The 21,886-nt window shown below is 68.8% G+C and carries 24 protein-coding genes; 16 read left to right on the top strand and 8 right to left on the bottom strand.

The window, feature by feature from the left end; all coding sequences use genetic code 11:
* The first annotated feature begins 5 nt into the window (after window positions 1–5).
* Complete coding sequence (locus BBK82_RS03915; protein ID WP_065913775.1) at window positions 6–1,295, top strand: hemolysin family protein; 1,290 nt, start codon at window positions 6–8, stop codon at window positions 1,293–1,295.
* Window positions 1,288–1,635 carry a cytidine deaminase gene (locus BBK82_RS03910; RefSeq protein WP_065913774.1) on the top strand — a complete coding sequence of 116 codons (348 nt, stop codon included), beginning with the start codon at window positions 1,288–1,290 and terminating at the stop codon, window positions 1,633–1,635. The genes BBK82_RS03915 and BBK82_RS03910 overlap by 8 nt, the downstream gene beginning before the upstream one ends.
* 58 nt (window positions 1,636–1,693) lie before the next feature.
* Here BBK82_RS03910 and BBK82_RS03905 read toward each other — a convergent pair whose 3' ends face one another.
* Complete coding sequence (locus BBK82_RS03905) at window positions 1,694–2,935, bottom strand: plasmid pRiA4b ORF-3 family protein (protein ID WP_065913773.1); 1,242 nt, start codon at window positions 2,933–2,935, stop codon at window positions 1,694–1,696.
* 248 nt (window positions 2,936–3,183) lie between these two features.
* Between BBK82_RS03905 and era the strand changes: the two genes are divergently transcribed.
* The 7 genes from era to BBK82_RS03870 all read left to right on the top strand — a co-directional run bounded on the left by era (window position 3,184) and on the right by BBK82_RS03870 (window position 8,435).
* Entirely contained in the window at window positions 3,184–4,080 is an 897-nt protein-coding gene (gene era / locus BBK82_RS03900) for a GTPase Era (protein WP_065913772.1), read from the top strand.
* A gap of 102 nt (window positions 4,081–4,182) precedes the next feature.
* Window positions 4,183–4,935, top strand: a complete 753-nt coding sequence (recO, locus tag BBK82_RS03895) for a DNA repair protein RecO (protein ID WP_065913771.1) — start codon at window positions 4,183–4,185, stop codon at window positions 4,933–4,935.
* Window positions 4,936–4,980: 45 nt separating this feature from the next.
* Window positions 4,981–5,799, top strand: coding sequence for an isoprenyl transferase (locus BBK82_RS03890; RefSeq protein WP_065913770.1), 819 nt, complete (start codon window positions 4,981–4,983; stop codon window positions 5,797–5,799).
* Window positions 5,796–6,194 carry a YbjN domain-containing protein gene (locus tag BBK82_RS03885; protein WP_065913769.1) on the top strand — a complete coding sequence of 133 codons (399 nt, stop codon included), beginning with the start codon at window positions 5,796–5,798 and terminating at the stop codon, window positions 6,192–6,194. The genes BBK82_RS03890 and BBK82_RS03885 overlap by 4 nt, the downstream gene beginning before the upstream one ends.
* 23 nt (window positions 6,195–6,217) lie before the next feature.
* Window positions 6,218–6,649, top strand: coding sequence for a hypothetical protein (locus BBK82_RS52260; RefSeq protein ID WP_179953753.1), 432 nt, complete (start codon window positions 6,218–6,220; stop codon window positions 6,647–6,649).
* Window positions 6,646–7,656, top strand: coding sequence for a permease (locus BBK82_RS03875; RefSeq protein WP_065913767.1), 1,011 nt, complete (start codon window positions 6,646–6,648; stop codon window positions 7,654–7,656). The genes BBK82_RS52260 and BBK82_RS03875 overlap by 4 nt, the downstream gene beginning before the upstream one ends.
* Entirely contained in the window at window positions 7,653–8,435 is a 783-nt protein-coding gene (locus BBK82_RS03870; RefSeq protein ID WP_065913766.1) for a TIGR03943 family putative permease subunit, read from the top strand. Before BBK82_RS03875 ends, BBK82_RS03870 begins: the two co-directional genes overlap by 4 nt.
* Here the strand turns inward: BBK82_RS03870 and BBK82_RS48595 are convergent.
* The gene (locus BBK82_RS48595; protein ID WP_170067865.1) at window positions 8,423–10,780 is read right to left on the bottom strand and encodes an SEL1-like repeat protein; all 2,358 of its coding nucleotides are present in this window, start codon (window positions 10,778–10,780) and stop codon (window positions 8,423–8,425) included. The two genes, BBK82_RS03870 and BBK82_RS48595, sit on opposite strands and share 13 nt — an antisense overlap.
* A 144-nt stretch (window positions 10,781–10,924) precedes the next feature.
* Between BBK82_RS48595 and BBK82_RS03860 the strand changes: the two genes are divergently transcribed.
* Window positions 10,925–12,526, top strand: a complete 1,602-nt coding sequence (locus BBK82_RS03860) for a hypothetical protein (protein ID WP_170067864.1) — start codon at window positions 10,925–10,927, stop codon at window positions 12,524–12,526.
* On the opposite strand, the gene BBK82_RS03855 is transcribed toward BBK82_RS03860, so the two are convergent.
* Genes BBK82_RS03855 through BBK82_RS03845 form a run of 3 tightly spaced genes read right to left on the bottom strand, consistent with a single transcriptional unit; the run spans window position 12,513 to window position 13,551 of the window.
* Window positions 12,513–12,914, bottom strand: coding sequence for a Fur family transcriptional regulator (locus BBK82_RS03855; protein WP_065913763.1), 402 nt, complete (start codon window positions 12,912–12,914; stop codon window positions 12,513–12,515). The two genes, BBK82_RS03860 and BBK82_RS03855, sit on opposite strands and share 14 nt — an antisense overlap.
* On the bottom strand, window positions 12,911–13,261 hold the full coding sequence (locus BBK82_RS03850) for an ArsR/SmtB family transcription factor (RefSeq protein WP_065913762.1): 351 nt from the start codon (window positions 13,259–13,261) through the stop codon (window positions 12,911–12,913). Before BBK82_RS03850 ends, BBK82_RS03855 begins: the two co-directional genes overlap by 4 nt.
* An 11-nt stretch (window positions 13,262–13,272) precedes the next feature.
* Entirely contained in the window at window positions 13,273–13,551 is a 279-nt protein-coding gene (locus BBK82_RS03845; RefSeq protein WP_237048021.1) for a hypothetical protein, read from the bottom strand.
* Between the two features lie 17 nt (window positions 13,552–13,568).
* On the opposite strand from BBK82_RS03845, the gene BBK82_RS53685 reads away from it, so the two are divergent.
* Window positions 13,569–13,946: an antibiotic biosynthesis monooxygenase family protein gene (locus BBK82_RS53685; protein WP_065913761.1), complete on the top strand. Its 378-nt coding sequence runs from the start codon at window positions 13,569–13,571 to the stop codon at window positions 13,944–13,946.
* Between the two features lie 38 nt (window positions 13,947–13,984).
* On the opposite strand, the gene BBK82_RS03835 is transcribed toward BBK82_RS53685, so the two are convergent.
* Window positions 13,985–14,662, bottom strand: a complete 678-nt coding sequence (locus BBK82_RS03835) for a tetratricopeptide repeat protein (protein ID WP_065913760.1) — start codon at window positions 14,660–14,662, stop codon at window positions 13,985–13,987.
* 94 nt (window positions 14,663–14,756) lie between these two features.
* Here BBK82_RS03835 and BBK82_RS03830 point away from each other — a divergent pair, with 94 nt between their 5' ends.
* A complete protein-coding gene (locus BBK82_RS03830; RefSeq protein WP_065913759.1) occupies window positions 14,757–16,142 on the top strand; it encodes a glycine--tRNA ligase in 1,386 nt (461 codons plus the stop codon).
* 148 nt (window positions 16,143–16,290) lie between these two features.
* Complete coding sequence (locus BBK82_RS03825) at window positions 16,291–17,151, top strand: hypothetical protein (RefSeq protein WP_154697047.1); 861 nt, start codon at window positions 16,291–16,293, stop codon at window positions 17,149–17,151.
* Here the strand turns inward: BBK82_RS03825 and BBK82_RS03820 are convergent.
* Entirely contained in the window at window positions 17,141–17,830 is a 690-nt protein-coding gene (locus BBK82_RS03820; protein WP_083267767.1) for a serine hydrolase, read from the bottom strand. The genes BBK82_RS03825 and BBK82_RS03820 overlap by 11 nt on opposite strands.
* Before the next feature lie 217 nt (window positions 17,831–18,047).
* Window positions 18,048–18,779, bottom strand: a complete 732-nt coding sequence (locus BBK82_RS03815; RefSeq protein ID WP_065913756.1) for a Type 1 glutamine amidotransferase-like domain-containing protein — start codon at window positions 18,777–18,779, stop codon at window positions 18,048–18,050.
* Between the two features lie 51 nt (window positions 18,780–18,830).
* On the opposite strand from BBK82_RS03815, the gene BBK82_RS03810 reads away from it, so the two are divergent.
* The 3 genes from BBK82_RS03810 to BBK82_RS03800 are packed head-to-tail and all read left to right on the top strand — an operon-like array spanning window position 18,831 to window position 21,804.
* The gene (locus tag BBK82_RS03810; protein WP_065913755.1) at window positions 18,831–19,505 is read left to right on the top strand and encodes a YdcF family protein; all 675 of its coding nucleotides are present in this window, start codon (window positions 18,831–18,833) and stop codon (window positions 19,503–19,505) included.
* Window positions 19,505–20,743: a deoxyguanosinetriphosphate triphosphohydrolase gene (locus tag BBK82_RS03805; protein ID WP_065913754.1), complete on the top strand. Its 1,239-nt coding sequence runs from the start codon at window positions 19,505–19,507 to the stop codon at window positions 20,741–20,743. The genes BBK82_RS03810 and BBK82_RS03805 overlap by 1 nt, the downstream gene beginning before the upstream one ends.
* A 53-nt stretch (window positions 20,744–20,796) precedes the next feature.
* Window positions 20,797–21,804 carry a serpin family protein gene (locus BBK82_RS03800; protein WP_065913753.1) on the top strand — a complete coding sequence of 336 codons (1,008 nt, stop codon included), beginning with the start codon at window positions 20,797–20,799 and terminating at the stop codon, window positions 21,802–21,804.
* Window positions 21,805–21,886 lie beyond the last annotated feature (82 nt).

Raw genomic sequence — 21,886 nt, 5'->3', positions numbered from 1 at the left:
CGAGAATGAGCGAGAGCCCCGCCAGTCTCCTGCTGCTGGCCGTCGTGCTCGTCCTCGCCGCGGGCCTGTTCGCGTGCGCTGACGCCGCGCTGGGCACCGTGTCGCGCGCACGGGTCGAAGCACTGCAACGGCAAGGTCGCTGGGGTACCGGGCAGTTGCTGCAGGTCCTCAACGACCGGCCACGGCACGTGAACCTGTTGCTGCTGCTGCGGCTGTTCTGCGAGCTGTCCGCGACGGTGCTCGTCACGGCCGTGTTCCTGCAGTACGTCGAGAAGGACTGGCTGGCGGCGCTGTACTCGTGCCTGAGCATGCTGGTCGTGTCGTACGTGCTCGTCGGTGTCGGGCCGCGCACGATCGGCCGTCAGCACCCGTACGGCGTGAGCCTGTTCACCGCGGGCACGGTCCGTCAGCTCGGCCGCGTGCTGGGGCCGTTGAGCAAGCTGCTGATCCTCATCGGCAACGCGATCACGCCCGGCAAGGGCTTCCGCGAGGGTCCGTTCTCCTCGGAGGTCGAGCTGCGCGAGCTCGTCGACATGGCGCAGGAGCGCGGCGTCGTCGACGAGGGCGAGCGGGAGATGATCCACTCGGTGTTCGAGCTGGGCGACACGATCGCCCGCGAGATCATGGTGCCGCGCACCGAGATCGTGTGGATCGAGCAGGCCAAGTCGTTGCGCCAGACGCTCGCGCTGTCGTTGCGCACCGGCTACACCCGCGTACCGGTGATCGGCGAGAGCGTCGACGACATCCTCGGCGTGGTGAACCTCAAGGACCTGATGCGGGCCACGCTCGCCGAGGACGAGCACCCCGAGAACGTCGCCGAGCTGATGCGCCCGGTGAGCTTCGTCCCGGACACCAAGCCGATCGCGGACCTGCTGCGGGAGATGCAGCTGTCGCGCCGGCACATGGCGATCGTGGTCGACGAGTACGGCGGCACCGCCGGTCTGCTGACCATCGAGGACATCCTCGAGGAGATCGTCGGCGAGATCACCGACGAGTCCGACACCGACGACCGCCCGCCGGTCGAGCACCTGGAGGACGGGGCGGTGCGGGTCAGCGCGCGGCTGCCGGTCGACGACCTCGACGCGTTGTTCGGCACCCAGCTCGACGAGCACGAGGTCGAGACCGTCGGCGGCCTGCTCGCGCAGCGGCTGGGCCGGGTGCCGCTGCCCGGCACCGAGGCCGAGATCGCCGGCCTGCGCATGCGGGCGGAGGGCGGCAAGGACGAACGCGGCCGCATCCGGGTCACCACCGTGCTGGTGCGTCCCGTGGCCAACCAGGAGGAGAAGGATGACTGACCCCGGTTTCGAAGGCCTCGGTGCCGAGGACGCGAAGCTCGTCACGCTGGCCCGGTCGGTCCGCGCGCGCAACGGTGCCGCGGAGGGTGCCGCGGTCCGCGACCTCGACGGCCGCACCTACAACGCGTCCACGGTGTCGTTGCCGTCGTTGCAGCTCACCGCGTTGCAGGCCGCCGTCGCCGCCGCCGTGTCGAGTGGTGCGGAGGGTCTGGAGGCCGCGGCGGTCGTGACCGACGCGGACTCGCTGGACGAGATCTCGGTCAGGGCGGTGCGCGACCTGACCATGAACGGCCTGGTGATCCGCGCGACCACCGCCGGTGAGGTCGCGGAGCTGATCTGAGCGGTTCCGAGGGCCACCCTCGCCCGCCGTTCGCGCAACGGACCTGAGGTCGTGTTCGTCAAGCTCCCAGGAGACGCCGGTTGGCGTCGTCGAGGCTGAAATGGGCGGGGTCGAACTGGGTGCCGTCGTCGAGACCGAGCCAGTCGAGCGCGTCCACGTGTTCCGGGTGGGCCGGCTTGGCCATGATCTCGACGAGGTGTTCGTAGCCGGGTGCGCCTCCGCAGTCCTCCGGCGGGCAGTCGCCCTGACCCGCGACGCAGAGCGGGTAGCTCTTCCCGGCCTCGGCGGTGATCGCCTCCTCGACGAGGACCTCGTGTTCCCAGCGGTCGCCGAAGTCGTAGACGTAGAGGAGCCGGCCTCCGGGCTTCACCAGGTCGGCCAGGCGGACCTGCCGCTCGTCGCGGTAGGGCAGGTCGGGATCGGGAACGCCGTACTGGGTCCGACCGTCGACGAAGGCGTGCATGTGCGCGTTCTCCCAGCCCATCGCGGCCTGGACGATCTCGTGCAGGCCATCGAGCCGGACGGCCGCCGGAACCAGCACCCGGCGCCACACCGGCGGGTTCTCGACGTCGCGCAGAGCGATCTTCAGCTGGTAAACCGGATCGCCGGACGACGGCTGACCGAGCAGCTCGCGCGCACCGTCCCTGCCGAGTTCGGTCAGCTCCGCGGCATCCTTGTGGAACGTCACCGCGCCCAGCGACCGCAGCGCTTCGAGCGCCTGCTTGGTGTCGCGGTCGTTGCAGGCCCGGAGGTGGTCGAGCTGGAGCTTGGTGGCGTGGTCCAGCACGTATGGCGCGCTCGTGACGTCCCACGTGGTCGCACAGAGGTCTCGTACGGGGACGGGAGCGCCGTGGCGGTACAACGAGGTCAGCACGGCGCGGATTCCCGTGGCGAACTCCGGGCGCAGTAGCGACTCGCCGAAACCGGAGGGCAGGAACGCTTCACCCAGCTGATCGACCACTGCGAACAGCGCGCGCCACAGGGCCCCGGTGTCGTCGAGCAGCGCGGAGTTCTTCTTGACCTGCACCAGCCGGTTGCCGGTCTTGCGCACGAGCCGCGCCGCCCCGGCCCACTCGACGACGAGCATGAGGTGGAGGAGTTCCTGGCTGGAGCCGGTCCTGAACACGCGATCGCCAATCTTGGGATCGATCACGTCCTCGGTGCCCAGCAACTTCACCAGTGCCTTGGCGTCGGCGAGGGTGACGCGCCCGGTCTGGGTGAGTTTGCGGCCTTCGCCCACCCAGCTGACGAACGAGCGCACCCGATCGAGCATCTCCGGTTTCGGTGCAGCATGATCCATGCCGGATGTCCTCTTCGGTCCCGGTGCTGTGTGGGTAGGTGAAAGGTGTCACGGGCGGTGAGCCGCGAGCGGAGTCTCATCTTCGGCGCTGTCAGTGCCTTGCTTCGGTCAACGCGTCCGCCGGATCGTCTGGATCTTAGTACTCGATCGGATCGTCTCCCCCGACCTCCGGCACTGGCCGGCGGGGCTCGAGGGCGTGGCGAGGGACCTCGGTGAGCCCAATTGCGGAGGCCGGGGACAATGGTCTGATGGATGGTTACCGCTCCGGGTTCGCGTGCTTCGTCGGCCGCCCGAACGCAGGGAAGTCGACGCTGACGAACGCGCTGGTGGGCACGAAGGTCGCCATCACGTCGAGCAAGCCGCAGACGACCCGGCACACGATCCGCGGGATCGTGCACCGCGAGGACGGCCAGCTGGTGCTCGTGGACACGCCGGGCCTGCACCGGCCGCGCACGTTGCTCGGTCAGCGCCTGAACGACCTGGTGCGCGAGACGTGGTCGGAGGTCGACGTGGTCGGCTTCTGCGTGCCGGCCGACCAGAAGGTCGGGCCGGGTGACAAGTTCATCGCCGCGGAGCTGGAGAAGGTCGCCAAGCGCACGCCGGTGGTGGGCATCGTCACCAAGACGGACCTGGTGTCGCCGCAGCAGGTGATGGAGCAGCTGCTCGCGTTGCAGAAGGTCATGGAGTTCGCCGAGATCATCCCGGTGTCCGCGGTGGACGGCTTCCAGGTCGACAAGCTGAGCGACCTGCTGCTGCAGAAGCTGCCGGAGGGTCCGCAGCTGTTCCCGGACGGCGACCTGACCGACGAGCCGGAGCAGACGCTGGTGGCCGAGCTGATCCGCGAGGCGGCGCTGGAGGGTGTGCGCGACGAGCTGCCGCACTCGATCGCCGTGGTCGTCGAGGAGATGCAGCCGCGCGAGGGCCGTGACGACCTGATCGACATCCACGCGTTCGTGTTCGTGGAGCGGCCGTCGCAGAAGGCGATCATCCTGGGGCACCGGGGTGAGCGGCTCAAGCAGGTCGGCATGGCCGCGCGCAAGCAGATCGAGGCGCTGCTGGGCAGCCGCGTGTACCTGGACCTGCACATCAAGATCGCCAAGGACTGGCAGCGCGATCCGAAACAGCTGCGCCGCCTGGGGTTCTAGGTGCCGTGACCTCCAGTTCTCACCGCGTCTTCCGACGCTCAGCACCGCGATGCGCCCGTCTGAACAGCGAAATACGGGGCAAAGACTGGAGGTGACGGCGCTATGGCCAACCTGTACCGCGACACCGGGATCGTGCTTCGGGTGCAGAAGCTCGGTGAAGCGGACCGGATCATCACCTTCCTGACCCAGCGGCACGGCAAGCTGCGCGCGGTGGCCAAGGGGGTGCGCCGGACCACGTCGAAGTTCGGGGCGCGGCTGGAGCCGTTCTGCCACGTCGACGCGCAGTTCCACCCCGGCCGGTCGCTCGACATCGTCACGCAGGTGCAGACGCTCGACGCGTTCGGTGTGGGCATCGTGGACGACTACCAGCGCTACACGGCCGCGTGCGCCGTGTTGGAGACCGCGGACCGGCTCACGGCTGAAGAGGGCGAACCGGCCGTGCGGCTTTATCTGCTCGTGACGGGTGCGCTGCGCGCGTTGGCGGCGGCGGAGCGCGATCCGTCGTTGATCCTGGACGCGTACCTGATGCGTGCGATGTCGTTCGCCGGGTGGGCGCCCGCGGTCGACGAGTGCGCGAAGTGCGGCGATCCCGGGCCGCACCGGGCGTTCAGCGTGCCGGCGGGTGGCTCGGTGTGCCCGAACTGCCGCCCGCCGGGGTCCGCGTCGCCGTCGGGTGACACGTTGTCGTTGCTGTCCGCGTTGTTGCACGGGCAGTGGGACATGGTCGACAAGATCCCGCACGTGGCCCGCCGGGACGCGAGTGGCCTGGTCGCGGCACACCTGCAGTGGCACCTCGAACGGCAGCTGCGGTCGTTGCCGTTGGTCGAGCGCAAGGCCCGCGCCGACGAAGGCTAGGGTTGCGCCTACCGAAGACGGTTTTCAGGAAGGAAGCTGGGTTCCATGCTGCGTCGACGTCGAGCCGAGGCTGAGAAGCGCGAACCGCGCCCGCCGGAGCCGCACCCGTCCGGCGCCGTGCCCCCGGCGATCCCCGCCGAGTTCGTGCCCAAGCACATCGCGATCGTGATGGACGGCAACGGCCGGTGGGCCAACCAGCGCGGACTCTCGCGGGTCGAGGGTCACAAGCGCGGTGAGCAGGTCGTCGTCGAGGTCGCCAAGGGTGCGATCGAGATGGGTGTGAAGTGGCTGTCGTTGTACGCCTTCTCCACGGAGAACTGGCGCCGCAGCCCCGAAGAGGTCCGGTTCCTGATGGGCTTCTCGCGTGACGTGATCCACCACCGCACCGACGAGCTCGACGAGCTGGGCGTGCGGGTGCGCTGGGCCGGGCGGCGGCCGCGGTTGTGGCGCAGCGTCATCAAGGAGCTGGAGGTCGCGGAGGAGCGCACCCGCGGCAACGACCGGCTCAACCTCGCGATGTGCATCAACTACGGCGGCCGCGCCGAGATCGGTGACGCCGCCCGCGAGATCGCGCGGCTGGCCGCCGCCGGGCAGCTCAACCCGGACAAGGTCGACGAGAAGACCGTCGCGCGCTACCTCTACCAGCCGGAGATGCCGGACGTGGACCTGTTCATCCGGCCGTCCGGGGAGCAGCGCACGTCGAACTTCATGCTGTGGCAGTCCGCGTACGCCGAGCTGGTGTTCCAGGACATCCTCTGGCCCGACTTCGACCGCCGCGACCTGTGGCGCGCCTGCGAGAAGTTCGCTGAGCGCGACCGGCGCTTCGGTGGTGCGATCGACAAGCCCGATGCGGAGGTCTCGTGAACGCGACAGGTGACGCCCTGGAGTCGGCGCGCAAGGCGCTGGAGCTGTTCCACGACGTCGCGGTCGACGACGACGGCGCGTTGAGCTTCCGCCACGGTGACGTGCCGTGCGCGGTGCAGGGCATGGAGCTGGCCGAAGGGCTGACCGTTCTCTCGCTGACGTGCGTCGTCGCGTGGGACCTGGCCGGCGACGTGGCCGGGTGGGTGGCCGAACGCGCAGGTCAGGGCTTGTTCGGCACACTCGGTGTGATCGCCTCCGAACGCGGCACGGACGTGATGCTGCGGTACGCGTTCCCGGCGGACGGGCTCAAGCCGGAACCGCTGAGCACGTTGCTGATGCTCGTCGTCTCGACCGCGTCGCAGGTGCGCGGCGAGCTCCTCTCCCGCTTCTCCTAGAAAGGACCCCTTCCATGGGTGGCGTGATCATTTACGAACCGGAAGAGGACTCCGAGATCAACGAGTTCCCGTGGACGGTGACGTTCGAGCCGTCGGGCGGGGAGGAGTGGGACTCCTTCATCTGCGGGCCGTACGAGCGCGACCACGCGGTGGCGCTGGCCGAGGCCGTGGCGCTGGACGACACCGAGGGCGGCGTGCTGGCGGTCGTCGCGCCGATGCTGCCGGCCCTGAGCGCGGCCGACGTGACCGCGACGATCGAGGAGCTGCGCGAGGCCGCCGCCGAGGAGGAAGAGGCGGAGGACGGTGACGACACCGTCAACGGCACGCCGGTCGACTTCGACGACGACGACCTCGAGGAAGAAGAGGCCGAGTTCGCCGAGCCGCCGTCGCCGGAGGAGATCCGCGAGGGCATGGCCCGCACCTACCGCCGGCTCCTGGACCTGGACGCGGAATGACGATCACCGGCGAGATCCGCTCGTCGAAGCGGCGCTCGGGCCCGCCTCGGCTGAAGATCACGTCGTTGGAGGTGCTGTGCGGGATCCTCGTTCTCGCACTGCTCTTCCAGTCCCGGCTCGTCGACCTGCTCGACGTGCCGAAGCTGCGCACGGCCTCGACCGTCTTCGTGGCGATCTGCGTGCAGGCCATGCCGTTCCTCGTGCTGGGCGTGCTGATCTCCGGAGCGATCGCGGCGTTCGTGCCGGCATCGGCGTTGCGCCGGTTGCTGCCGAAGAAGACGTCGCTGGCGGTGCCGGTCGCGGGCGTCGCCGGGGTGGCGCTGCCGGGCTGTGAGTGCGCGTCGGTACCGGTGGCGCGGCGGCTCATGCAGCAGGGTGTGGCACCGGCGGTGGCGCTGACGTTCCTGCTCGCGGCGCCCGCGGTGAACCCGATCGTGCTGGTGTCGACCGCGGTGGCGTTCACCGACGCGCCGATGATGGTCGTGGCGCGGTTCGCGGGCTCGCTGCTGACCGCGATGGTCATGGGCTGGCTGTGGGTGCGCTTCGGCAAGGCCGAGTGGATCGCGGAACGCGCGCTGGCCCGCATGAAGGACAACCCCGGCGCGAACAAGTGGGCCGTGTTCGCCGAGAGCGCGCGGCACGACCTGGTCGACGCCGGCGGGTTCCTCGTGCTGGGCGGCCTGTTCGCGGCGGCGTTCAAGACGTTCGTGCCGGTGGCCTGGATGGAGACCATCGGCGGCCAGATCGTGCTGGGCGTGCTGGTGATGGCGGTGCTCGCGGTCGTGCTGGCGCTGTGCTCGGAGGCCGACGCCTTCGTGGCCGTGGCGTTCTCCGCGCTGCCGCTGCTGCCGCGCCTGGTGTTCCTGGTCGTCGGCCCCGCCGTCGACGTGAAGCTGATCGCGCTGCAGGCGGGTGCGTTCGGAAAGTCCTTCGCCTTCCGGTTCGCACCGGCTACCTTCGTAGTGGCGATCTTGTGCGCGGTTCTGACCGGGGTGGTGCTGCTGTGAGGCGGGAAACCCAGAACATCCTGCTGGTGCTGCTCGGCGGTGCGCTGCTGAAGATCAGCTTCTCGGGCCTGTACCTGCGCTACGTGAAGCCGGGTCTGCTGCCGCTGCTGATCGCGGGCGGCGTCATCATGATCGGCCTGGCGCTGTTCGGCATCGTCCGCGACATCCGCCGCGGCCGGCCGGTCGAGAAGACCGCCGCCGGTTCCGGTGACTCCGCCGGTTCCGGTGACTCCGCCGAGCACGACGAGCACGACGACCACGCCGAACACGGTGGGCACGAGCACTCGCACTCGTCGCGCTCGACGTGGCTGTTGCTGCTGCCGGTGCTCGCGGTGTTCCTGATCTCGCCACCGGCCCTCGGCGGCGACGTCGTGGGCTCGGCCGCCGACACCAACCAGACCCAGCGCGCCCGCAACCTGCTGGGCGAGCTCCCGACCGGCGACGTCATCCCGCTGTCGATGACGGAGTTCATCACCCGCACGGCCTGGGACGAGTCCGGCACGCTGGACAACCGCCGGGTGAAGCTGACCGGCTTCCTCACCCGCGCCGAGGGCTCGACGTACGTGGCCCGCATCGCGATCTCGTGCTGCGCTGCCGACGCCCGGCCGCTGAAGGTGAAGCTGCTCGGGGACGTCCCGTCGCTGCCGGATGAGCAGTGGGTCGAGGTGACCGGTCAGGTGGTGCCGAAGTCGGCGTCGGAGCAGACGTCGTGGGTGCCGAGCTTCACCGTGGAGTCGTTCGACGCGGTGGCCGAGCCGGCCGAGCCCTACGAGTCCTGAGCGGCGGCCGTCGAAGTGGTCAGCAGAGCACGAGCTTTGCCCACCCACCAGACGGCTGACGCCAGGCGGCCACTGCGGAACAGCACCTCGGCCAGATTCATCGCGGCCTGAGCGTCACCGCTTTCCGCTGCATGTCGATACCAGCGTGCGGATTCGTCGATGTCGTTGACATTCGCGTAGATGGTTCCGAGGTTGTAGGCCGAGTTGACATGACCTGACTCCGCGGTGGAGGTCAGATGCGGTACGGCCTCCTCGACTCGCCCGAGCTCGTAGAGGAAGTCGCCGAGCATGGCGGTGGCCAGGAACTCTCCGTCCGCTGCTGCAACCTGCAACCGGTCCAGGCATTCCTCGTGCCTGTCCAGCCGGTGGAAAAGCGCGGCGAGCGCGTACAACGACGGCATGTGTCCGGCATCAGCCGCGTGTGCGAACCAGTGCTCGGCCCGATCGTCATCACCGATCTTCTCGAAGAGCTTGCCGAGCTTGCTTGCAGCGTCGAGGTTTCCTGCTTCTACCGAACGCCGAAACCACTCCGCAGCCCCCTCGTGGTCACCAAGCGTCCAGCGGAGCACCCCCAGGTTTTCCGCCGCGACGGCGAAGCCGCGGTCGAAGGCAATGCGATACCAATGTTCTGCGCTGTCCAACCGGCCGGCGACGTGGTGTGAACGGCCGATGTTGTAGGTGGCGATCTCGTCACCTGACTGTTCCGCCAGGTGGTACCACGGCAGCGCTTCGTTTTCACGACCAGTCGAACTGAGGATCTTGCCGAGATTGGTGGCTGAGCGGTGTTCACCCAGTTCGGCACCACGGCGGTACCACTCGGCTGCTTCATCCAGTCTGCCTTGGTCTTCCAGATCGAACCCGACCTGGAAGAAGGCGGGAGCGTACCCGGCTTCAGTTGACCGCAGACTCCACTTCCTCGCCGATTCCATGTCTCCGGACTGCTTGCAGATCACGGCCATGTTGAAAGCAGCGGACCCGTTGCCGCTCGCAGCAGCTCGCTCGAAGAACTCCCTGGCCTCGTCGTCGCGACCATTGGCTTCGCAGAGCACGCCGAGGTTGTGCGTGGCCCAGACAGCGTCTGGGTGGTCCTCGGCACTCATCGGCCGCCAGATCTCCTCTGCGACACCGTACGACACCGGTGTCTCCGCTTCCGCTGCTCGGACGGCGATGTTCATCAGATCCGTGTTCGCGGCGTGCTCGACGGCACGAGGCCAGACGACGTCGAGCACCGGTGGGCAGGGGATGAGCCGTTCTACGCCGTCCACGAGGTAGGGGAACACGTGCCAGAGGTTCTCCCCGGCAGGGAGCAAGGGACTCGTCGCGCCGAATCGGACTCTGCTGGCCCAGGTCCACGCCTCGGGAAGCGGTTCTGGACGGAGCAGTGCACCTCCCTGCGAAGACAAGTGGTGCACGTGCAGATCGACGATGAGCTCTTCCGGATATGGACCTGGCAGGCCGGTTCTGGCCAGGTCCACGGCCGCGGCGACCAGGGCAGGGCCTCTGGCTTCGCCGACCACGCCAGTCGACCGCTGCCATTCCGACCAGATCGAAGGACCCGCCACCAGGTATTCGGCAACGCCGTACAGCCCGTTGTTGGTGATGGCTTCCGTGAGCCGATCGTCGTTGTGAGCGCGTGCTCGGTCGAGCTCCGGTCCGGTCCAGATCCGTTTCAGCTCGACCAGGTCAGCCATCTCGAGCACACGGGCACCGATTCGTGCCCGCTGCTGCACCACGGACTCGGACGGCGAGGATTTGTGCGAGGCGGGATGGAAGATCTTGAACAGGCTGGTGCGCATGGTTGCCACGACAGGCACTCGAAGACGCCGGCAGACAGCCAGGACGTTCTGGTCGAGCGCGTCCGGGCCTAGGAAGGCATCCATGTCGTCCAGCCAGAGAACCCAGCGTCCGTCCGCGCGGCAGATCATGTCGATTATCGGCAGCAGATCTCCGGCAGCGGCCGGACAGGCTACCCGGTGCTCCGAGAGGACCGCACGCACTGCTTCGAAGGCGGCCCGGCTCTTACCTGCAGCCGAGTCGCCGACGAGCAGCACCAGCCCACCGGCGGTGTCGGCTGCCTTGACGAGGGCGCATAGTTCGCCATCCACGTCTCGGTCCACATACGGCGGGATTCCGGTGTCCAACGCGCCTGAGCGAGCACGCTGCACTCCGGCCGCAATGGGATCCCACTCCCTAGCCAGCGGCCAATGCGTGGGGTCCGACAGATGGGTGGATCGCATCGTGTCTGCGTTGACGACAACCGAGTGCGCGTCGCGCACCTGCACCACGGTGCTGTGCGTTACTGCGCCGACGATCGAGTTGCTGGTCGAAGCCTCCTCGTCCTGCAACGCTGACCCTCTCGTTTGGTGCCAATGACTACGATAGCCGGTGTCGAGTCGGGGGAGGCTCAGTTCGTGGGGAAAGCGAGTCGCAAGAAGCGCAGTGATGCTGGTCGATCGAAGCACCGACCGTCCGCATCGGAGCAGGACACGGTGGAACAGGAGCACTTCCCTGGTGCTGCAGCCGCGGAAGCTGCGTTGAGTCGGCTCATGCGCCACAACCAGCCGGGCAAGTTGAGCTTGGCCGGTGCGTACGCGTGGGGCTATGCAGCTATCGCGAAAGCTCAGATGGACGGAGACGGTCCGGCTTGGTACGACCAGCTCGATCCCCTTGACCTGCTGTTCTTCGGTGCAGCATTTCCGAAACTCTTCGCCCATGGAACTGAGTTCGGAAACGCGCGCACCGCGTGGCTGCGGGTCCTGCGCAAGAGCAAGCACTGGAAAGACCTGCAAAGTTTCGTCTCTGCTGCGGTCGACGTGAGTAGCAGTTCTGGATATCCGGTCGACGACCCACGTGCGTTGTTGCTGTTGAACGGCTGTCTGGAAAGAGCGGGACTCGACCGCCGGAAGTTGGCTTCCACACTCAACCCGTCGACTGCCATCACAAACGCGCGATTCGCACGAGGTGTAGATGTACACCTGCCCCTGCCGGATCCCTCGGAGAAGACGCGTGCACAGGCCGCAGAGTTCCTCGCCGACTTCACCGTGGCGGGTGCCAATTCCGACACCTGCGTCGGATTGCTGGCAGACGCGTGCTTCCTGCTCGACCGTCTTGGTCACTTTGTTCGGGGCGACGCGGGCATCCTGCTGATAGCCATGTACGTCGGGTTGGCGGCGACTGACGACGAACCGCTGGACGAGCTCAGCGATCGCGTACGCGCATGGGTGATGGGGCTCGACGAGGCGTCGCCGTTGACCCCTGTCGTGGACGCGGTGTTGACCGCTGCGGACACTGGTCTCACCGTGGAGGAAGTGCTGCAGCGCCTGTTCAGGTACCCCGCGTTTTTCGGGGTTGTCGCGCCCGAGGACCGGCGTTGGCACAGCGCACCTGCGACCGATCTAACGCCACTTGCCTTTGAGTTCGGTCATGAGCGGGTCGACTACACCGATCACGGAGCGGTTCAGCTCGATGCAGTCAGCACGGCGTGGCTGGAAAGCATTGACCGCGTCTTCGGAGAACAGTCGGGAGACCACACGCCTGCGGACACGCGGCAGCTTGTGGAGGAGTTCGCCGAGAGCTTGAGGGTCGCCGGCATCCATCCGGCTTGGGTCCATGCTTTCATGGCGGAGGACATTCCTTTGCCGCAGCCTGACGGGAGCTTCTCCAGCGAGGAACACCGTCGTGAGTGGCAAGCTGCGGTCGACCGGTACAACCGCCTCCACCCAGAAGAAGGGCGGCCGGATGCTTCCGTCGAGTTCGCGAAGTGGCGTGGGTTCTTCGCAACGAAGCTGCTCCGCGTAGCCGCGGATGACGAGGTGTTCGCCAGACAGCTCATCGACTGGTTCGAGCACGACGTGCGCGAGCAGAAGGTCAATGTGCTGTTCGACTTCGTGGAATCCGCACGCGATGTGCTGCTCGCCGCTGTACGGGACGACGGAGAACTGCGCACAGCATCGATAGCGCTGGCCGAGCGCTGGGGTGGTGTCGAACTCGCGAAGGACGTCACGGAGTGCCTGATGTTCGACCTTGACGACCTCGTGGATCCGGTTGCGCTGTTCGTCGTCTGCGTCGCTTACTTCGTTAGGCGTGCTTGAGCTTCGCCGTGCACTCCGCGCACGTGCCGAAGATCTCGACGGTGTGCGAGACCTCCGAGAAGCCGTTCTCCGCCGCCACCCGGTCCGCCCACTTCTCCACGGCAGGGCCCTCGACCTCGACCGTGCGGCCGCAGTGGCGGCACACGAGGTGATGGTGGTGGTGGGCGGAGCAGCGGCGGTAGATGGCCTCGCCGGTGTCGGTGCGCAGGACGTCGACCTGGCCGGCGTCCGCGAGGGACTGCAGGGTGCGGTAGACGGTGGTCAGGCCGATGCCCTCGCCGCGGCGGCGGAGCTCCTCGTGCAGTTCCTGGGCGCTGCGGAAGTCGTCGAGCTGGTCGAGCAGGTTCGAGACGGCCGTGCGCTGCTTGGTGGACCTGAGTCCGGTCACAACTTCTCCTCGACGTGCGTCACAGCGTCTACCACGATGTGCGCCAGGTGTTCGTCCACGAGCCGGTAGACGACCTCGCGGCCGTGTCGTTCGCCGTGCACCACGCCCGCCGACTTGAGCACGCGCAGGTGCTGGCTGATGAGCGGCTGTGCCACGCCCAGCGCCTCGACCAGTTCGTGCACGCAGCGGTCGTGTTCCTGGAGCTGGAGCACGATGGCGATGCGGACGGGGGCGGCGAGTGCGCGGAGCAGGTCGCCGGCCGCGGCCAGGGTCTGGGCGGAGCGTGGTGGCAGGGGTGCTGGGGCCGCGCGTTCGGGGGAGTGCTCGCCGTGCAGCTGGACGGTCATGGCGGCACACCTCACCTGGTAGGGATTTTCAGAACCAATTCTAGTGCGATGAACGCGAGTACCAGCAGGACCACCACGCGCAACGTGCGCTGAGCTGGGGAAAGCACCCTCCAGGTGGTGGCCAGCAGAGCTACGGCGCCGATGATGAGCACGCCCAGCAGCACCGCGCCGGTCGTGCCGCCGACGAGAACGCCCGTGACGAACAGGCCGAGCACGACGAGGAACGCCACCACCGGGCGCACACGCGCGAGAGGGCCGTCGCCGGGCAGGAGAGGGCGCTTGGAGTTCACCGTGCCATCCTTGCACCGTGCTCCTCGTGTGCCGGTTCCGCGTGTCCGACCCAGAGACGTTCACTGAGAGGGTCAAGCGGGCGTTAGAGCTTCTAACGGAACAACCAGGGTGTCGCAAGGGCACGCTGGCGCGGTCCACCGACGAGGACGACCGCTGGGTGCTGACGGTCGAGTTCGAGTCCGTCGTGGCCTACCGGCGGGCGATGTCGCCGTTCCCGGTCCGTGAGCACGTCATCCCGCTGCTGTCCGAGGCGCTGACCGACGAGCCCGCGATGTACGAGCCGACGCTGACCAGCACCGGCGGCGAGGTCGAGGAGCACACGAGCGTGCTCGCCGAAGACGCGTTCACGGTGCGGCTCGGCGAGGCGGCCGGTCCGGCCACGCCCCGGTCGTAGTCCCGGTTCTTGGCCCTGAATTCCTGGCCCCGCGTTCCCTAGGCCTGGGCGGCGATGGCTTCCATCTCCTCGACCCACTCGTCGTGCGAGTCGTGGGGGAGGAGCTCCAACGCCCTGCGCGCGGCAGCCGCTGCCTCCGCGGTGCGGCCCAGGGCGTGCAGGGTCTTGGCCTTGCCGCTCTCCGCGTAGGCCTCCGGCGTCTTCTCGAACGCGTCCAGCGCCTCGTCGAAGCGGCCGTTCTCGAAGTAGAACCAGCCGAGGTTGTTGTGCAGCGGGCCGAGCCAGCGCACCAGCTCCGGGTTCGCCACGACGATCTCCAGGCCCTGCTTGGTCCACTTCTCCGGGTCGTCGACCAGCGACGCCATGTGCGCGGCGTCCACGGCCAGCGACAGGTCACCGCGGGTCTTGGCGAGGATGAACGCCGCCACGAACAGCGGTTGCGCCGCCTGCGGGTCGCCGGCCGAGCGGTGCAGCCTGCCGCGTTCGAGCAGCGCCCGCACCCGGCCGGTCGAGTCGGGCGCGACGAGCACCTCCGCCTCGTCCACCAGGGTGTGACCTGCGGTGAAGTTCTCCCGCAGGCCCTCGACGCGGGCGAGCTGGGTCAGCACCTCCGCCCGCTCGTCGTCGGTGGCGACGGTGGGGAGGAACGCGCGGAACCGCGCCTCGGTGCCGTCGAGGTCGGCGAAGTCCCACAGCTCTCGCAGCCGGTCTTCCATTCCTGCAGGGTAAGGCTCCGGTCGCCCGTTCGGGGCGCAACGTGACGGGCTAGGCTGTGGCCCCCGATTCTCATTCCCCCGATGGAGTCCGAAGTTGGCCGCCGATCGCATCGAGACCGTTGTCAGCCTCTGCAAGCGCAGGGGGTTCGTCTACCCGTGCGGGGAGATCTACGGCGGTACCCGCTCGGCGTGGGACTACGGCCCCCTGGGTGTCGAGCTCAAGGACAACATCAAGCGCCAGTGGTGGAACTTCATGGTCCGCGGCCGCGAGGACGTCGTCGGCCTGGACTCGTCGGTGATCCTGCCGCGTGACGTGTGGGTCGCCTCCGGTCACGTCGAGGCGTTCGTCGACCCGCTGATCGAGTGCGAGTCGTGCCACAAGCGGTTCCGCGCGGACACGCTGTCCGAGGAGTACGCCGAGCGCACCGGCAAGGAGGTCGCCGAGGGCGACGTCTCCGACGTGCCGTGCCCGAACTGCGGTGTGCGCGGCAAGTACACCGAGCCGAAGATGTTCAACGGCCTGCTCAAGACGCACCTCGGTCCGGTCGAGACCGAGGAGGGCCTGCACTACCTGCGCCCGGAGACGGCGCAGGGCATCTTCACGAACTTCCTCAACGTGCAGACGACCTCGCGCAAGAAGCCGCCGTTCGGCATCGGCCAGATCGGCAAGTCGTTCCGCAACGAGATCACGCCGGGCAACTTCATCTTCCGCACCCGCGAGTTCGAGCAGATGGAGATGGAGTTCTTCGTCGAGCCGGGCACGGACGAGGAATGGCACCAGTACTGGATCGACGAGCGCACCCGCTGGTACACCGACCTGGGTGTGTCGAAGGAGAACCTGCGTCACTACGAGCACCCGAAGGAGAAGCTGTCGCACTACTCGAAGCGGACCGTCGACATCGAGTACCGCTTCCACTTCGGCGGCCAGGAGTGGGGTGAGCTCGAGGGCATCGCCAACCGCACCGACTTCGACCTCACCACGCACTCGAACGCCTCCGGCGTCGACCTGTCGTACTTCGACCAGGCCACGAACTCGCGCTACAAGCCGTTCGTCATCGAACCGGCGGCCGGTGTGGGCCGCCCGATGATGGCGTTCCTGCTGGAGGCCTACACCGAGGACGAGGCGCCGAACGCCAAGGGCGGCGTGGACAAGCGCGTCGTGCTGAAGCTCGACCGGCGCCTGGCCCCGGTGAAGGTCGCCGTGCTGCCGTTGTCGCGCAACGCCGACCTCTCGCCGAAGGCCCGTGACCTCGCGACGGCCCTGCGCCGCAACTGGAACGTCGACTTCGACGACGCCGGCGCCATCGGCCGCCGCTACCGCCGCCAGGACGAGATCGGCACGCCGTTCTGCGTGACGGTCGACTTCGACACGCTCACCGACCTCGCCGTGACCGTGCGGGAGCGGGACACGATGTCGCAGGAGCGGGTGGCGATGGACCAGCTGGAGTCGTACCTGGCCGCGCGCCTGGTCGGCTGCTGAGCTCGCACGCGGTTTCGCAAGCGGGTCGGGCACCAGCCCGGCCCGCTTGCGCGTGCCAGGGGGCGTGACCGAGGCGCGGACAGGCCGTTCGCCGCCGGGCCGGCCTCGCCGGGGCAACAAAACCGGCGGGCCCCGCGTGTAGACGGGTATGACGGGGGAACGGTTGCGGGGGCCTGGGATCGTGCAGGCCGCGGTGGGGGTCGGGCTCGTCGCGTGGGTCGTCGTGGTCGCGGTGACGGCGGAGGTGGGGAACCCCTCGGTGCTCGTCGCGGCGGCGGTGAGCGCGGGCTGGTGTGCCTGTGCCCGCTGGCCGGGGGTGGTGCTGACGCGGGTGGCGGGGGCGGCCACGGCGGCGCGGTTGCGGGCGGCGTTCGTGGTGCTGGAGGGGGCTTCGCTCGCGGTGTTCTACCCGTTCTACTGGGCGGTGTTCACCGTGGCGCCGGTGACCGGGACCGGGGACGTGGCCGTGGGGGTGGTGTTGCTGCTGGCGGCGCCGGTGGTGGTCGCGCTGTGGCTGACCACGCGGACCAGCCAGCTGGTGCACAACGTCGTCGTCGAGGCGGACGGGCCGCTGGTGCCGGGGACGGGTGGCGGTGCGCCGACGCAGCGGATCAGGGTGCTGGGGACCGTGCTCGTCACGGCGGGGTCCGCGTTGTCGGTCGCGGTGGTGGCGGTGGCGTTCACGGCCGCCCGGTACCAGGAGGTCCACCTGATCTCCGGGCTGGCCGTGACGGTCACGCCGGTGCTGCTCGGGGTGCTGTTGACGCGGGTGCGGGACGTCTACTCGGCGCGCCGGCGCAACGTCGGCTCGTACCTCGCCGTCGCCGGGGCGTGCGGGATCGCCGCGGCGACGTTCGGGTTCGGCGTGGGGGTCAGCGGGGTGCTGATCGCGGCGGTGATGTTCGGGGGGATCGTGCTCGTCGTGATCGCGTACCTGATGGTGCGCGAGTACACCGGGGCGTGGGACCGGCCGTGGCAGGAACGCACGCGCGGGCGGGTCAGCCGTTGACGCCGAGCTCGCCCAGCAACGCGGTGGTGACGGCGTTGATGGCCTCCCGCGCCGTGGTCCACGACCCGGTCGGGCTGGTGGTGAGCACGGCGACGGCGTAGCGGCCGTCGAGGACGCCGGCGCTGTGCAGGTGGACGTCGCTGGGCAGGTAGTACATCCAGCCCTGCTTGGCGTAGACGCCGGTGACGCCGAGCAGGCCGAACGCCTGGTCGAAGCCGTCGGCGGCGGTGGCGGGAGCGGCGGAGAGAGCGTGGACGACCGCGTCGCGCACCGGCGAGCCGAGGATGTACGCGTACAGCTTGACCATGTCGTTCGCGGTGATGACAACCTCTCCCCATTGTGAGGGGTCGTCAGGAGCGTGAGTACCTGTCAGCCCGGCTGCAGCGGCAACCCTGCTGATGGCGCCCATGCCGTCGAACCTGGTCCAGAGCACGTCCATCGCGTTGTCGTCGCTGAGGCTCAGCGCGCGATATATCAGTTGGCGGTCCGCGTCGGACAACGTCTGCTGCAACGCGTCCGTCGCGAGAATCAGCTTCGACAACGACGCCGAGTAGAACTGCTGGTCGCCCTGCTGCGCCACGAGCTGACCGGTCTTCAGGTCCAGCAACGCGACGCCGACGTCCGACGCGCCACCCGCAGCTACCGCAGCCGATATATCGGTGGCTGATACATCGGACATCGCCGACGACTCAGCAGCTGACCTTTCGGGACTGGTATGCGATATATCGCCGTCGGCAGCTGCATCAGGGCTTATATCCAGTACGTCAGGCCCGCGCGAGACTGATATATCGGATATCGGTTTGCCGTGGGCGAAGCACGGCGAGGCGTCCGGAACCACGTAGACGGCCGCCGCGATCAGGACGATCAGCACCCAGCGCACACCTCCAAGGTGTGCCTCACAGCTGGCGGGTGTCGAGCTTTTCCTCCTGTGCGGTTGCTGAAGAATCGTCCCTGATCACCACGTATGCACCACTGCCGCGACGTTCCGTCACGGCCTCGGCGAGCTCGGTGCCGCGGTACAGCAGCCCGACGCCGTCGTCGGTGCAGTAGGTCGTCGGCAGCACGCCCGCCGCCACCGCCTCGTGGATCTTCGGGCGGCGCGTCTCCTCGGAGTCGTAGTGGACGCCGTTGCCGTACGGCAGCAGTCCGAGGCCGTTGGTCACGATGCGCAGCTCCGGGCCGAACGAGTCCGTCGCGCCACCCAGGTGCCAGCAGATCGAACCCGCCGACACCCCGCTGAGCACGACACCGGCCTCCCACGCCTTGCGGAAGATCGGCCCGAGTCCGTGCACCTCCCACACCGCGAGCAGGTTCGCCACCGACCCGCCGCCCACCCACACGACGTCCTGGGACAGCACGAACGACTCCAGGTCGTCCGTCGGCGGCATGGTGAACAGGTTGAGCACCGCCACGTCCACGCCCGCGACCCAGCCGGCCTCGGCCACGTTGGCGTTCATCCCCCGCTGGTCACCGCCCGCGGTGCCGACGTGCAGGAACCGCGGCCGCCGCCCGTGCACCCCGGACAGGTCCAGCGCGAAGTGGATCAGCTTGTTGAACTCGAGGTTGGTCCGGCGGCCGGAGCGCCAGCCTCCGGACGTGGCGAGGATCGTGGGCTGCTCAGCAGGCATGACGATGATCCTCGCAGGGGCGTCAACGCGAGACGCGCCGGGTCTGCGACCATGCTGGGTGTGCGGACGACCTCCCTGAGACCTCTCGCCAGGATTCGCCGGATCGTGGTGCGCCTCGTCTTCGGCGCGCTGGTCATCGGCCTGCTGGTCGTGGGCGGCACGGCGTTCCGCGTGTGGCAGGTCGCGCGCGTCGACGACTGGACCAAGGCCGACATGGCGATCGTCCTGGGCGCCGCGCAGTACAACGGCGTGCCCTCCGACGTGCTCGCGGCCCGGCTGGAGCACGCGCTCGGCCTCTACCGGGAGGGCGTCGTCGGCTACATCGCCACGACCGGCGGCCGCCAGCCCGGCGACAACTTCACCGAGGGCCAGGTCGGCAAGCTGTGGCTGGTCGAGCGCGGTGTCCCGGAGGACAGGGTGCTGCAGGTCGGCGAGGGCGCGGACACGCTCGGCTCGCTGCGCGCCGTCGCCTCGGTCGCCCAGGAGCGCGACCTGAAGACCGCCGTGATCGTCAGCGACCCGTGGCACTCGCTGCGCGCCCGCACCATGGCCGAGGACGCCGGTCTGCGCGCCTGGACGTCGCCCACCCGCGTCGGCCCGAACGTGCAGACCCGCGAGACCCAGTGGTTCTTCATCAAGCGCGAGACCGGAGCGTTGCTGTACTACCGGTTGATGAAGGCGCACGCCGGCGTGTTCGACGAGCTGAAACTACCTAAAATCGGCTGATGGGATACACCGGCCACGACGCGGAGCGCCTGCTCCACGAAGGACCCAAGAGCGCCGCGTTGCCGGGTGCCCGCACGGACACGCGCACGCCGTTCTCCCGCGACCGCGCCAGGGTCCTGCACTCCGCCGCGTTGCGCAGGCTCGCCGGCAAGACCCAGGTCGTCGGCCCCGGCGAGGGCTCCGAGGTCACCGGTGTGCCGCGGACCCGCCTGACGCACTCGCTGGAGGTCGCCCAGATCGGCCGCGGCATCGGCGAGGAGCTCGGCTGCGACCCGGACATCGTCGACACGGCCGGTCTCGCGCACGACATCGGCCATCCGCCGTTCGGGCACAACGGCGAGAGGGCGCTCAACGAGCTCGCGGGCCCGTGCGGTGGCTTCGAGGGCAACGCGCAGACGTTCCGCATCCTCGCCCGCCTCGAACCCAAGTCGCAGCACGGCCTCAACCTCACGCGCGCGGTGCTCGACGCGTCGACGAAGTACCCGTGGCCGCGCACGCCCGGCACGGTGAAGTTCGGCGTGTACGACGACGACCTCGAAGTGTTCGAGTGGATGCGCGAAGGCGCGCCGGAACGGGCACAGTGCATCGAGGCGCAGGTCATGGACTGGTCCGACGACGTGGCGTACTCCGTGCACGACGTCGAGGACGGCGTGCTGGCCCACCGCATCAGCCTCGCCGCACTGGCCCACCCCGACGAACGCACCGCGATCGCCTCCCTGGCGGCGAAGACGTTCTCCGACGAGTCCGTCGCGACCCTGGAGGCCACCGCGCAGCAGCTCATCGAGCTGCCGGTGATCGCCTACTTCACCGAGCACGAGTACGACGGCTCGCTCGGCGCGCAGGTGGCGTTGAAGAACCTCACCAGCGAGCTGGTCGGCCGGTTCGCGAGCGCCGCCGTCACCGCCACCCGCGCCGTGCACGGCGACGGCCCGCTGACGAGGTACAACGCCGCGCTGGAGGTCCCCAGGCAGGTCGCCGCCGAGGTGGCGCTGCTCAAGGCGATGGCCGTGCGCTACGTCATGAGCGACCCGGCCCGCCTCGCCATGCAGGCGAAGCAGCGCGACCTGATCGCCGACCTCGTCACCCGTCTCGTGGAGAACCCGACGCTGCTCGACCCGGCGTTCCGGCCGGTGTTCGCGGCCGCTTCCTCCTACCCCGCACGGCTTCGCGTCGTCGTCGACCAGGTCGCGCTGCTGACCGACGCGCAGGCCGTGGCCCGGCACCGCGCATCGGCGTAGCTTCGAGGAGGTGGGAGACGGGTAACCACGGGCAACACTTCCTTGGAGGATTCGTGACCGATCAGGCCGACTTCGCCCTGACCCTGCACCGCGTCGCCGTCCCTGATCCGTCCGAGAACGCGTGCTGGTCGCCGTTCTCCGTGGCCAGCGCCCTCGCCCTGGCCCGGGAGGCCTCCCGCGGCCAGACCCGCACCGAGCTCGACGCGCTGCTGCGGGACTTCGACGCCGCCGACTCGCTCGACGTGCCCGAACTGGCCGTCGCGAACACGTTGTGGGCCGACGACGACCTGCGGGTCAACCCGGACTTCTCGCTCGCGGACTCGGTGCGCCGCACGGCTTTCTCCGACCCGCAGACCGTGCGCAAGCTGGTGAACACCGACGTCGCCGAGACGACCCGCGGCCTGATCCCCGAGCTGCTCGACTCACCCCCGCCCGCCGACGCCGTCGCGATCATCGTCAACGCGCTGTACCTCAAGGTCGGCTGGCTGAACGCGTTCCCCGCCCACGACACGGAACGACGCCCGTTCCACGCCCCCGGCGGCGACGTGGACGTGCCGACCATGAAGGTGACCGAGAAGTTCCGCTACGCCCGCCACGAGGGCTGGCAGACGATCGCGCTGCCCGCCGACTCCGGCGTCGAGACGGTCATCCTGCTGCCGGACGAGTCGCTGGACCAGCCGCTCGACCCGGCCGTGCTCACCGGCGGCACCCACGTCCGGCTCGAGCTCACGGTGCCCAAAGTGGACGTTCGGGCGCGGTTCAACCTCAAGGCAACGCTGCGGGAGCTCGGCGTCGAGCGGATGTTCACCCGCGACGCCGACTTCTCCGGCCTCTCCCCGGACGAGCGGATGTTCGTCGACGACGTCGTGCACGAGGCCGTGCTGCGCCTGGACGAGGAAGGCCTCGAAGGCGCCGCGGCCACGGCGATCACGTTCCGCACGGTGTCGATCGAGATCCCGGCCGACCCGGTCGTGGTGAACGTCGACCGGCCGTTCCTGCTCGCCGTCCGCAACGCCCGCTCGGGCGCCGTGTACTTCCTCGCGCAGGTCACCCAGCCGTGACAGATCGCCCCGTCGGGGCACCATTCGCCCTGTAGAGCGAGCGTTTCGCCCGGCGAGATCATGATCTTGCCCTTACCGTTCA

Origin of the sequence: Lentzea guizhouensis (genome assembly GCF_001701025.1) — a bacterium.
GTDB lineage: Bacteria > Actinomycetota > Actinomycetes > Mycobacteriales > Pseudonocardiaceae > Lentzea > Lentzea guizhouensis.
This window is presented reverse-complemented; position numbering and strand designations above follow the sequence as displayed.